At 44.6% G+C, this 12,252-nt stretch carries 9 protein-coding genes and 1 tRNA gene; 6 read left to right on the top strand and 4 right to left on the bottom strand.

Features of this window, described 5'->3' with window-relative positions; all coding sequences use genetic code 11:
* The first annotated feature begins 35 nt into the window (after positions 1 to 35).
* Positions 36 to 926, top strand: a complete 891-nt coding sequence (locus tag OH463_RS18380; protein WP_005450182.1) for a LysR family transcriptional regulator — start codon at positions 36 to 38, stop codon at positions 924 to 926.
* Positions 927 to 1,024: 98 nt separating this feature from the next.
* Here the strand turns inward: OH463_RS18380 and OH463_RS18385 are convergent, their stop codons facing one another.
* Positions 1,025 to 2,218 (bottom strand): acetate/propionate family kinase, encoded by a 1,194-nt coding sequence (locus OH463_RS18385; protein ID WP_009696351.1) that lies wholly within the window; start codon positions 2,216 to 2,218, stop codon positions 1,025 to 1,027.
* Positions 2,219 to 2,581: 363 nt separating this feature from the next.
* On the opposite strand from OH463_RS18385, the gene OH463_RS18390 reads away from it, so the two are divergent.
* A complete protein-coding gene (locus OH463_RS18390) occupies positions 2,582 to 4,120 on the top strand; it encodes a putative bifunctional diguanylate cyclase/phosphodiesterase (RefSeq protein WP_033007694.1) in 1,539 nt (512 codons plus the stop codon).
* A gap of 50 nt (positions 4,121 to 4,170) precedes the next feature.
* On the opposite strand, the gene OH463_RS18395 is transcribed toward OH463_RS18390, so the two are convergent.
* Positions 4,171 to 6,102 (bottom strand): DEAD/DEAH box helicase, encoded by a 1,932-nt coding sequence (locus tag OH463_RS18395; RefSeq protein ID WP_009696353.1) that lies wholly within the window; start codon positions 6,100 to 6,102, stop codon positions 4,171 to 4,173.
* Positions 6,103 to 6,481: 379 nt separating this feature from the next.
* Here OH463_RS18395 and rnb point away from each other — a divergent pair, with 379 nt between their 5' ends.
* Both rnb and OH463_RS18405 read left to right on the top strand, forming a co-directional pair.
* Positions 6,482 to 8,485 (top strand): exoribonuclease II, encoded by a 2,004-nt coding sequence (rnb, locus tag OH463_RS18400; RefSeq protein ID WP_005452178.1) that lies wholly within the window; start codon positions 6,482 to 6,484, stop codon positions 8,483 to 8,485.
* Positions 8,486 to 8,556: 71 nt separating this feature from the next.
* Positions 8,557 to 9,351: an AraC family transcriptional regulator gene (locus OH463_RS18405; RefSeq protein ID WP_269991983.1), complete on the top strand. Its 795-nt coding sequence runs from the start codon at positions 8,557 to 8,559 to the stop codon at positions 9,349 to 9,351.
* 38 nt (positions 9,352 to 9,389) lie between these two features.
* Here the strand turns inward: OH463_RS18405 and OH463_RS18410 are convergent, their stop codons facing one another.
* Positions 9,390 to 9,746: a DUF3024 domain-containing protein gene (locus tag OH463_RS18410; protein WP_005452180.1), complete on the bottom strand. Its 357-nt coding sequence runs from the start codon at positions 9,744 to 9,746 to the stop codon at positions 9,390 to 9,392.
* Positions 9,747 to 10,045: 299 nt separating this feature from the next.
* Between OH463_RS18410 and OH463_RS18415 the strand changes: the two genes are divergently transcribed.
* Entirely contained in the window at positions 10,046 to 10,873 is an 828-nt protein-coding gene (locus OH463_RS18415) for a phosphate ABC transporter substrate-binding protein (RefSeq protein WP_269991985.1), read from the top strand.
* Positions 10,874 to 10,937: 64 nt separating this feature from the next.
* Here the strand turns inward: OH463_RS18415 and OH463_RS18420 are convergent, their stop codons facing one another.
* Positions 10,938 to 11,618, bottom strand: a complete 681-nt coding sequence (locus tag OH463_RS18420) for a MaoC family dehydratase (RefSeq protein WP_005452183.1) — start codon at positions 11,616 to 11,618, stop codon at positions 10,938 to 10,940.
* A 329-nt stretch (positions 11,619 to 11,947) separates the two neighbouring features.
* On the opposite strand from OH463_RS18420, the gene OH463_RS18425 reads away from it, so the two are divergent.
* Positions 11,948 to 12,038: transfer RNA gene (locus OH463_RS18425), tRNA-Ser, on the top strand.
* Positions 12,039 to 12,252: the final 214 nt, after the last annotated feature.

Consider the following 12,252-nt stretch of genomic DNA (forward strand, 5'->3'; position numbering starts at 1 on the left):
ACTAAGGTAAATAAAGGGATTGCAGAGGTTTCGCCGTGAGTATCAAGCTTCAACAATTAAAGCATTTTGTGATGGTGGTCGAGGAAGGTGGCTTTCGAGCCGCTTCACATAGAGCAAATCGCTCTCAAGCAGCACTGTCGACATCCATAAAAGAACTAGAAAAGATACTTGGTCAGAGCCTATTTGAATCTGGAAATAAATCCAAACTCACACCTTTCGGCGAGATCTGCCTGCCTAAGATCATTCAGTTTCTCAACATCTATAACGCACTGGATAATGACTTGAAAGCCGCCGCCGCAGGGCAGCAAGGGCGGGTACGCATCGCCAGCGTTCCTTCTGTTGCTGCCAAGCTGATTCCCAGTGTGCTCGGCGCATTCTGTGAACGATACCCGAATGTAGAAGTCAGCCTAATTGATGATAACGCCGCTGGCGTCGAAGCGCGTTTGTTATCAGGCGAAGTGGATTTAGCGTTGGGTAACCCATCACACTTGGACGAAGGCGGTATCGAGTTTACTCCGTTAATCTCTGATCCCATTGGTGTAGTGTGTTTGAAGGATAACCCTATTGCTCAGCATCCAGAAGGAATCGAGTGGCAAACGCTGTTGGAACAACCTTTTATTCGAAACGGGACTTGTACCCTACTCGATCCCACTCCTGCACGTGCGCTAAGTGAACAAGCTTTGTATTCCGTGGAGAACATTACGTCTTTGTTCTCAGTCCTTGAGCTCGGTATTGGTGTCACCACCTTGCCAAAGTTAGCTTTCCCAACCAATGAAACTCGATTAGTTTGGATTCCGCTTATTGATCCACCTTTGAAAAGGCAGGTGGGAATCTTTACCTTAACGGACCGAACAATATCGCCTCAAGCTAAAGCTTTCCATGAGCTGTGCATTCAATACTTAAACTACCAAGGGAATGAGGAGTAACAATATCGATAAAATCGTTACTCGCCTCTCTCCAAGACGAAAAAAAGCCCTTTCCAACCGGAAAGGGCTTTGACTTAGTTCCCAAAATTTTTGCCGTTTTACAGCAGTTCCACCGACTGTTGAGCGATAACCCACTCTTCATTGGTAGGAATAACTAGCGCTTTCGCACCAAGTAACTCAGATGTAGCAACAACACCTGCGTTACCAAATCGTGCATCTTCATTACCTTTCACATCTTCAACAAAACCTAGAAGTTTTAGGTTGTTTAGGATTTCGCGACGAATTGGCATAGAGTTTTCGCCAATACCACCAGTGAAGATGATGCCGTCGAATGAATCAAGAGCAGCAAGGTAAGACGCGATGTATTTAGACACACGGTATGTGAATACTTGGAATGCTAGAGCAGCGCCTTCGTGACCTTCTTCCATCGCTTCCAAAATACCGCGTGCATCGCTTGTTAGACCTGAAACACCTAAGAAGCCAGAAGCTTTGTTCAATGAGTTGAACACTTTCTCTTGAGACCAACCTTTCTTCAGTAGGTACTCAATGATGCCTGGGTCAAGGTCACCACAACGTGTACCCATCATTAGACCAGACAGTGGCGTGAAGCCCATAGACGTATCTACAGATTCGCCGTTGTTGATTGCACAAACAGAAGCACCGTTACCAAGGTGAACAGAGATGAAGCTCGATTCTTCAACCGGCTTGTTAATCATCTTCGCAGCTTCGCGACTTACAAAGTAGTGGCTAGTGCCGTGGAAGCCGTAACGACGGATGCCGAAGTCTGAGTAAAGCTCTTTCGCGATGGCACCAGTGTAAGCTTTTGCAGGCATTGTTTGATGGAAAGCAGTATCAAACACAGCAAACTGAGGTAGCTCAGGGAATGCCGCCATTGAAGCACGCATACCAATCGCATGAGCAAGGTTATGTAGAGGAGCCAAATCACTTAGCGCTTCTACGTCTGCAATAACAGACTCATCTAAACGGACTGTTTTGGTAAACTTCTCACCGCCGTGAACCACTCGGTGACCAACAGCAACAACATCTTCAATTAATTTGTACTCTTTTACTAACTCAACTAGTTTTGCTACTGCAAGTTGATGGTGATTCTCATCGCCTTGAATAGCGTACTCAAATTTCTCACCGTTGAATTTCCAGCTCATACGAGCGTCCGATAGACCAAAGCATTCGCCCAGACCACTTAGCACAGCATCGCCAGATTGAGAGTCGATTACTGCAAATTTTAGTGATGAGCTACCAGAGTTGATCACCAGTACAAACGAATTAGACATGAAATAGTTTCCTGTTGTGGAGCAGAGGTTGTAATTGCGCTTCCGCGCTGCGTACTTCTTGTTTGTGCTTTCTATTATTCAATAATTTTTTAATCTTTCAACTATCTTTTAGCATTACTTAATTAGTTGAACATTTTTTGTTGATCTACGACAAGTTTGAATTTTATTTGAAGACTAAAAAATATGTGTTGTTACAACAAATGTATGAATACTCATATTTGTACAAAACCTAAAGTATGAGCTACGTTGTTTATTGGGGAATGAAAATTAACAAACCTATCAATAGGTCAGAATGATAACGTGCCTACTTTTGCCTTTGTATTGGTCATCATAGGTCTCATGTTACTCTGCTGGGGATGGCAGATGACAAGAAATATTTGCTCGAAAACAGACGTTCCTGGTTGGATAGTTCTGTTGATTTTGATCACCGGGTTCATATTTGCTTATGCGGCTTTTCTTAACGAAATCATCCATAAACCTGCCGCTTCTTTACTCGAAACGGGAGTCGCTCTACTGTTGCTTGGCGGCAGCATATTCATCGTTTTGATGATTAAATGGAGCAACGATTCGATTTTAGAACTTCACGAAATCGCTGAACGCGAGAAGCACAATGCTGTTCATGATTCATTAACTGGTCTGCCCAATCGCAAATACTGCTTAGAATCGATAGACAACCGAGTTCAACAAGGAATCCCCTTCTCTGTCATCTTATTTGATGTCGTTAACTTCAAACAAATTAACGACGCCATGGGACACTTCTGCGGTGATCAACTATTGATTCAAATCGGTCAAAGGTTACAAGAAGAACTGGCAGGAGAAGACCGCCTCTTTCGTGTAGGCGGTGACGAATTTGTGATCCTCACTTCATGCGCTTGTGATCACACTGGCACTGAATTGATAGAAAAGTTAGACCATGCGATGGCTCAACGCTTCCATCTTGATGAGTTTCAAGTGTCATCACGTGTTGTATTCGGCTTAAGCACTTATCCGAGCGATGCAGAATCAAACGATCTTCTCATCAAATTTGCGGATATCGCCATGTATCACGCAAAACGCAATGGGCAATTGATGGCGTTCTACAATGAAGACATGAACGTTGGCGCGAAGTACCAGCTCGAAATCTCCTCACGCATCCAGTGTGCATTAGACAAAGAAGAGTTCCAGCTCTACTACCAGCCATTAATTGATGCGCGCTCTAACCTTGCTGTGGGCTTTGAAGCCGTCATCCGCTGGCGCGATAGTAATGGAAAAAATATATCCCCAAATGATTTTATTCCTATTGCCGAAAGAAGTAATCAAGTGCATAGCATCACCATGTGGGTGCTCAACCAAGTTGAAAAAGATTTGCACACTATGAGCGAACAAGGAATAAACCTACCTGTACACGTTAACTTATCGGCTAAGGATCTCTCTTCTAACCGCTTGTTTTCTAGACTAGATAAGATGCTGTCAGACAATCCGCACTTCGCCGATATGATCAGTCTAGAAATCACAGAGACCATGGCTATTGACAGAGTTCGGGAACTCAACCCTCTCATTCACCAAATCAAAGGACTGGGTATTAAAATCAGCTTGGATGATTTTGGTACAGGCTACTCTTCCTTGTCTTTACTGCGCGACTTGCCTGTCGATCAAATTAAGATTGACCGCTCTTTCCTTTGTACAGCAAGTAAGACTGAAGGCACTCGTTCGATTGTGGAGAACACCATTGCGCTCGCACACGGTCTTGGGTATTCAGTGGTTGCAGAGGGAGTCCAAGACATGGATACGCTTCACTTCTTACGTAGTCGAGGCTGTGACATCATCCAAGGCTACTTATTCTGCCCTGCACTACCGTTAAACGAAGTGATAAGTTGGGTAAACACCCATGACGAAGAGCAAAGCCGCATTCGACGCGCATAAAAAAACCGAGCACTTAGCTCGGTTTTTAAATTTATCTAGTGATTAAGCAATTATGCTTCTTGTGAGCGACGACCACGGCCGTGACCACGTTCACCACGGTGTGCACCACGGTGGTCACCACCACGGTTACGATCGAAACGACGTTCGCCACCTTCACGGTTACCATCGCGGTTGCCGTCACGGTTACCACGGAAGCCACCTTCGCGACGACCGCCTTCACGACGACCACCTTCGCGGTTGCCATCACGGTTGCCACGGTAACCGCCGCCATCACGACGACCGCCATCGCGACGACCACCGTCACGGCGACCACCACGAGACTCACGGAAGTCATCGAAGTCACATACTACAGCACCAACATCTTGTTGACGGATACGTAGCTTGCTTAGCTTGTTTGCAGCATCTGAAGTCATTGCTTTAGGTAGCTGAACGAATGTGTGACCTTGTGCTAGCTTGATTGCACCGATAGAGCCTTTACCTAGACCTAGTTCGTTTGCAAGAGCACCAACGATGTCTTTAACTTGAACGCCTTGCTCGCGACCAACTTGAAGCTGGTAAGTATCCCAGTCTTGGTTGTTGAAGTTGCGACCACCGTCACGACCACCTTCACGGCGCTCTTTACGACGTTGCTTGTCACGCTCAATCGCTTCAATCATTGGGTCTTCGCCAATGTAGAATAGCGGGCGTTTACCTTGCTGACGCTTAAGAAGCATTGCAGCAAGCATTGTTGGGTCGATTTCTAGAGAAGTTTGTAGCTTCTCAACAAGCTCTGCGAACTTGTCTAGAGCTTTGTGCTCTTTCTCTGCTTCCAGTTCAGCCGCTAGCTTGTTTAGACGAGCTTCTGCAACTTGGTCACGTAGAGGAAGTTGGATTTCTTCCATAGATGACTTAGTTACGCGCTCGATAGTGCGAAGCATACGGATTTGGTTAGTGCGAACTAGAAGGATCGCTTTACCTTTACGTCCAGCACGACCGGTACGACCGATACGGTGGATGTAAGACTCAACATCGAATGGGATGTCGTAGTTAAATACGTGAGTAATACGTGGAACATCAAGACCACGTGCAACAACGTCAGTTGCAACTAGGATATCGATAACACCTTGTTTGATGTGATCAACAGTACGTTCACGTAGAGACTGAGGAATGTCACCGTGTAGTGCAGCAGCTTTAAAGCCACGTGCAGATAGCCAATCAGCTAGACGCTCAGTGTCTTGACGAGTACGTACGAATACGATTGACGCGTCAGTTTCTTCAGTTTCAAGAAGACGAGACATAGCTTCATCTTTCTCTACACCCTTCACTACCCAGAACTGTTGTTGAACTTTGTCTACAGTGTGGTTTTTACCAGCAACGTCGATAGTTACAGGATCACGTAGGAAACGCTCAACAATGTTTTTAAGCATTGGAGGCATAGTTGCAGAGAAAAGAACGCGCTGTGCAGATTCTGGAGCGTGCTCCATGATTGCAGTTACGTCGTCCACGAAACCCATGTTTAGCATTTCGTCCGCTTCATCAAGTACGAAAGTGCTAACTTCGTCTAGATGCAGACGTTCACGGTTGATAAGGTCTTGTACACGACCAGGAGTACCAACTACTACGTGTGCACCGTTTTTAAGTGCACGCATTTGATCTACGATAGATGCACCACCGTAGATTTCTAAAACTTTAAGACCCTTGATGTTTTTACCAAGGTTCTTCATCTCAGCCGCAACCTGAATCGCTAGCTCACGTGTTGGAGCAAGTACGATTGCTTGTGGTTTACGTTGGTCAAGATCAAGCTTGTTTAGAAGAGGCAGAGAGAATGCTGCCGTTTTACCTGTACCCGTCTGTGCTTTACCCAGCGCGTCAGCACCTTCCAACAGGTGTGGGATTGCCGCAGCCTGAATTGGAGTTGGTGACACGAAACCCATTCCGTCTAGAGCAGAAAGGATAGAATCATTCAGAGATAAATCGCTGAATTGAATAACAGAATCTTGCATTGGGATCCTACTTAATTAAACAAAAAAACAGTCCCATATGCTCTTCCAATTCGATACTGATCCATCCAATTACTAAATCCGTTCAGACAGGAGCTAGTACAGTACACAACCGCGATAAGCCATTAGGGACGACTAAGGGAGGCGGATTATTCCTTAAATGCATAAAAAAAGCTAGAAAAAATTGAATTACATCACAATTTATTCTCACTAATGGTATTATTCGCATAAATTTCCACCTCTCCCCCCAATCTCCGGAGAGAAAAGCACCAACAAGCTGTTCAATTCATCAATAATTCACAGCGAATTTCTGTGCTTTAGGTGGTAATAATAGTGCGCAATGATTATAGTGTGCCCAATTCCAACGGTAAGTTAAGAAAAGATGTTTCAAGATAACCCGCTATTAGCTCAGCTTAAGCAGCAAATCCAAGAAAACCTGCCTAAAAAAGAAGGCTCAATCAAAGCAACCGATAAAGGCTTTGGCTTCCTGGAAGTGGACAGCAAAACCAGCTTCTTCATCCCACCTGCGTACATGAAAAAGTGCATGCACGGCGACAAAGTCGTTGCCATCATCCGCACTGAAAACGAACGTGAAGTCGCAGAACCACAAGAACTGCTAGAACAAGCCGTAACTCGCTTTATTGGCCGAGTAAAAATGTTCAAAGGCAAGCTAAACGTAGCTCCTGATCACCCACAGCTTAAAAAGCTTTCTCTTAAAGCAAAACTAAAGAAAGGTCTAAAACCTGACGAATTTGCTGAAGGTGACTGGGTTGTCGCGCATCTTATTCGTCACCCACTTAAAGGTGATAACACTTTCTTCGTAGAAATTTCGGAGAAGATTACCGATTCAAATGACAAGATCGCGCCTTGGTGGGTAACGCTTGCTCAGAATGATCTACCAAACTCTGAGCCAGCAGGCATCGAGAACTGGGAACTGAAAGACGACGCCGATCTAGAACGCGTAGACATGACGCATGTTCCTTTCGTAACTATCGATGGTGAATCAACCAAAGATATGGATGATGCACTTTACGCGAAGAAAACAGAATCTGGTGATTTCGAACTGACTATCGCAATCGCAGACCCAACAGCGTACATCACACCTGAAGATGATATGGATAAAGTGGCGCGTGAACGTGGCTACACTATCTACTTACCAGGTCGTAACATCCCAATGCTACCTCGTGATCTAGCGGACAACCTATGTTCTCTAATTGAAGGGGAAATCCGCCCTGCTATCTGCTGCACAGTGACAGTAAATAAAGAAGGCGTGATTGGTGATGATATCAACTTCTTTGCAGCGAACATTAAATCACACGCTCGTCTAGCTTACGATCACGTATCAGACTGGCTAGAAAACGGCAGTTCAGACGTATGGCAACCGTCGGAAGAGATCGCGACTATCGTACGCGACCTATTCGACTTCTCTCGCGCTCGTGCTGAATGGCGTGAAAAGAATGCCGTGGTATTCCCAGATCGCCCTGACTACCGCTTCGAGCTAAGCGAAGACAACGACGTTGTTGCAATCCATGCTGACATGCGTCGCAGCGCAAACCGCCTAGTTGAAGAATCTATGATCACGGCAAACATCTGTGCGGGTCGTACGCTACGTGAAAAGTTCGAAACGGGTGTATTCAATACGCATGCTGGCTTCAAAGCTGAGAAGATTGAAGAAGTAGTTGAACTGGTAAACCCAGAAGGCGCACTAGAGTTCACTGCTGAATCTATCGCGACACTAGAAGGCTTCGCAGCGCTTCGCCGTTGGTTGGGTGAGCAAGAGACTTCTTACCTAGATAACCGTATCCGTAAGTTCCAAACGTACAGCGAAGTGGGCAATCAACCTCTTCCTCACTACGCAATGGGTCTTGATATCTACGCAACTTGGACTTCACCAATTCGTAAATACGGTGACATGATCAACCACCGCATGCTGAAAGCTGTGATTTTGAACAAAGAACCGGTTCAAAAGCCAGACGATGAAGTGGGCGAAGAGCTAGCTCTACACCGTAAACACCACAAAATTGCCGAGCGAAACGTGTCTGATTGGCTATACGCACGCACTCTTGCAGACGAGCCGAACAAGCAAACGTGTTTCACAGGTGAGATTTTCGATATTAATCGTGCCGGAGCACGTGTTCGACTTCTCGAAAATGGTGCAGCAGCCTTTATTCCTGGTAGCTTGATTCTTGATAATAAAGAAAGAATTGAGTGTAACGGCGACAACGGTACCATTTCTATCGATAAAGAAGTGGTATACAAGTTAGGTGATACATTGGAAATCGTTCTAGCAGACGTGAACCAAGAGAACCGCAGCATCGTTGCAAAGCCGACCCAGGTATTCGCTGATAAACCAGCACCACAAACAGAAGAAACTGTGAGTGAGTAATACCGATTGAAGTTTAAAGGCGCTCAATGGAGCGCCTTTTTTATATGTCATGCAAAAAGATAAGAACGAATATGCCGAACATTGAGATCATTCGCTTTAATCACTTCACTGCCCGCAAAAGTGAACGCTACACCGCCACTCACAATGGCTTATATGTTGTTGAAGAAGGCTCACTCATCATTAACCAACCAAGTGGTGAGCAAATTGAATTAAATGCAGGAGACTTCACTCTATATAATTCTGCAGACCTACGCAGCGCTGAAGCTAAGCCCGGAGTGTTTAAAGCACTCGCGCTTGTGTTTGATATTGGCTTGTTTAGCGAGTTTAAATCTGCGCATCCAGGCGTACAGTCAGAGACAGAAGAGCGTCGCTTCTACCCTTTCTCTTCAGAAAGCCAATCATCAATTGTAAAGCTTAAAGACACGTTAATTCAGTTAGCAGACCATAAAGCGCCACAATACGCCCAAGGTCATATTGCGCTTTCCTTGTTATCACTGATGGTTGAAGTACAGCCGGACATCTTATCGATCATTGATGACGCAAGCAGTCTCACTGCCTCTCAGAAGGCAATTAAGTACATTGAAAAGAACATCGAGAAAGACATCACGTTGGAAGCGCTAGCAACACACATGAGCATGTCTATCGCGACATTGAAACGCAGACTAGCAGCAGAAAACCTTTCGTTCTCGCACATTTTGAAGGTGAAACGCATCAACCACGCAGCAACACAACTGCGAGTGTCACAAAAGTCGATTACTCAAATTGCATTTGAATCCGGCTTTAAGAGCGCCGCACACTTTAGTACTGCGTTTAAATCGATTTATAGCATTACACCAAAAGAATTTCGTAGCCAAATCGCAAAGTAACGCTTGATACGTTACGCATTAGCAGATAGAGAAACCTGTTAATCCCAGAAACACGCTTGAGGATCGCTTTCTAATTCGGCGAGAAGCACCTCAAGCGTCTCACTACTTGGTAGCTTTTCATAAGGCACCCACATCAACTCCTCTCCACGATATGTAGGCACATAGAAACACCAAAGTTGAGTGTTGGCATCAAATAGAATTTTAGCGATAGGAGACGTGTATTCACTGTGTTGTGAATCAAGTAAGAAGTGTGCGTGATAAAGCTCTACACCGTTCTCTATGGGCTCGTATAAACACTTCCCTATCGCTTCTACTGGCAAATTGACATTACGCCTAGCGCAGAGCGTTTGAACCAACTTGTGCAAGCGACTGGTCGCCATTTGAGACACGGACATGAGCGTACTCCTGATATGTTGTTCTTAGTATATACCCAAGTGCCTGAGAGAGGCAGAAATCACCATCGGGGCATGCGCCCGCTCAAACCTAGAATAACACCCCATCTGATGCCGAAAAGCTAACTGTGTCACCTCTTTCGTTTCAAATCAGTAAAATCCACTCATCCTACATTACTGATAGTTATCAACTTAAAGTGAGTGCAATCGATCTTTCACTATGGATATCAACGACCATTCACAAAAGTGTAACCTGAACGAAATATGATGAGCGCTGCTTTATACCGTATTTGGAGTTAAATATGTTACGTCTTTCTGTGGCGACCTTACTAGCCATGGCTTTGTCTCTTCCTTCTGCTATAGCAAAAGAAGTCAACATTTCAGGTTCTACCTCTGTGGCACGCGTAATGGATGTACTGGCTGAAGAATATAATAAAACGCACCCTGACGATTACATTGCAGTACAGGGCATTGGATCAAGCGCTGGTATCACTATGGTGAACAAGGGCGTGGTTGAAATTGGAATGAGCTCACGTTATCTAACAGAAAGCGAGAAAGGCGAAGATCTCAACGTATTCCCTATCGCTTATGACGGTCTTGCTGTTGTCGTTAACCGCACTAACTCTGTAACTAACCTTTCGGAACAACAACTGTTTGATATCTACAAAGGTAAAATCGACAACTGGAAACAGGTGGGTGGATCAGACCAACCTATCGCCGTTGTAACGCGTGAAGCCTCTTCTGGCTCTCGTTACAGCTTTGAAAGCTTGCTAGGTCTCACTAAGATCATCAACGACCGTTTGGTATCAGACATCAATCCGAACAACTTGGTGGTAAACAGCAACAGTATGGTAAAAACCATTGTGAACCATAACCCACACGCTATTGGTTTTATCTCGGTAGGCTCAGTTGATCGCTCTGTAAAAGCCATTCAGTTTGAAGGTACAGACCCAACCGCAACTAACATCGCTAACCACAGCTACAAACTCGCTCGTCCATTCTTAGTTTTGTACAAAGTGGATGGTTTAGATAAAGCAGGTAAAGACTTCGTGAAGTTCCTGAAATCGGAGCAAGGTCAAAAAGCGATTGCAGATTACGGCTACACCCCAGTAAAAAGCTTTAATCAATAAAACGCAGACACAAAAAAAGAGAGCCAATTTCGGCTCTCTTTTTCGTTTGAATCTTTGAATTCGATTAGAAGTGCAATTGAATCACTGAAACAACTACAGCACCAGGTCGACGTACGCCTTCAATTTCTACTTTGATTTCACGCTCAATCTCAAGACCTTTCTTAATTGGCGTAATTTTAGTTAGCGTACTTGATGCACGTACGTTGTTGCCCGCTTTTACTGGGTAAGGGAAACGTACTTGGTTCAAACCTAGGTTCACCACTAGTTTTGCTGTTGGGAACATTGGTTTTTCTGGATCCACAGAATCTGTCAACTTAGGCAACAGCGCTAGCGTTAGGAAGCCATGTGCAATCGTTGTTTTGAATGGAGATTCAGAAGCCGCACGCTCTGGATCTGTATGAATCCATTGCATATCTTCGGTTACAGAACCAAATTGATTAATGCGCTCTTGAGATACGTGAACCCAATCACCTACATGGATCACTTCACCCACCTTCTCGCTTAGCTCATTAAATAGAACTTGCGCTTCAGGCTTTAGCACGATTGGCTCAGGTTGAGGGATCACCTCTTCGTTCACCGCTGGTTGCTGGTGATCGCGAACTTTAGAAAATAGGAAGCTGCTTTGTGCTCGACCTAAGAAGTCACTCCAGTAATCGCGTAGCGTTGGAGACATCCAATTCATAAACTCTGATTGGTGAGCAGAAATCGCACCAACTTTGTCTTTAAATAGATTCGTGACTTTCATAAAAACCCTTAGATAAATTCAGCACAACTGGCTATACCAGTTAATTTTGAATTAGTTCACAATATGTTGCAAACACTTTCGGGCGAACACATGTTTACTCAAAGTCATTTTATTCTTACTTTTCATTAAGATATCAATAAAACACTATTTTATTAAGTAACCACAACATAAAGTAAATACTCTACAAAATACTGTAACAAGCGCCCTTTTGAGCATTCCATCAGACTTCATCCGTCTATAGGTGTGACCACAAAACAAGCAAACAGTTCTTTTTCATTAAAACAATGCTTTACAACGTTTATGCCTCCCCCTATTATACGTCCCGCAACGGAGAGATGGCTGAGTGGTTGAAAGCACCGGTCTTGAAAACCGGCATACGTTAATAGCGTATCTAGGGTTCAAATCCCTATCTCTCCGCCATATTAAGAAAGCTCGTTGAGAAATCAACGAGCTTTCGTCGTTTTAGCATTTGGAAAATTACGGGATTTCTATATCCCTAGTCGTGTGCGCCCCCAGCACTCCGCCACATTCCAGTAAAAAGCCCGCTAAGAGATTAGCGGGCTTTTTCGTATTTCAGTGATTTAAAGGGATTAAACTAAATCCCTCCTTGAATGCAAACCCAAACTAGGCGTCC

It is taken from the genome of Vibrio sp. NFR, assembly GCF_027587095.1.
Taxonomy (GTDB): Bacteria; Pseudomonadota; Gammaproteobacteria; order Enterobacterales; family Vibrionaceae; genus Vibrio; species Vibrio harveyi.

Excerpts from the sequence above, each read along its gene's own strand:
- OH463_RS18415 (WP_269991985.1), top strand. The coding sequence starts at position 10,046 with ATGTTACGTCTTTCTGTGGCGACCTTACTAGCCATGGCTTTGTCTCTT.
- OH463_RS18420 (WP_005452183.1), bottom strand. The coding sequence starts at position 11,618 with ATGAAAGTCACGAATCTATTTAAAGACAAAGTTGGTGCGATTTCTGCT.
- OH463_RS18385 (WP_009696351.1), bottom strand. The coding sequence starts at position 2,218 with ATGTCTAATTCGTTTGTACTGGTGATCAACTCTGGTAGCTCATCACTA.
- OH463_RS18410 (WP_005452180.1), bottom strand. The coding sequence starts at position 9,746 with ATGTCCGTGTCTCAAATGGCGACCAGTCGCTTGCACAAGTTGGTTCAA.
- OH463_RS18390 (WP_033007694.1), top strand. The coding sequence starts at position 2,582 with ATGACAAGAAATATTTGCTCGAAAACAGACGTTCCTGGTTGGATAGTT.
- OH463_RS18395 (WP_009696353.1), bottom strand. The coding sequence starts at position 6,102 with ATGCAAGATTCTGTTATTCAATTCAGCGATTTATCTCTGAATGATTCT.
- OH463_RS18405 (WP_269991983.1), top strand. The coding sequence starts at position 8,557 with ATGCCGAACATTGAGATCATTCGCTTTAATCACTTCACTGCCCGCAAA.
- rnb (WP_005452178.1), top strand. The coding sequence starts at position 6,482 with ATGTTTCAAGATAACCCGCTATTAGCTCAGCTTAAGCAGCAAATCCAA.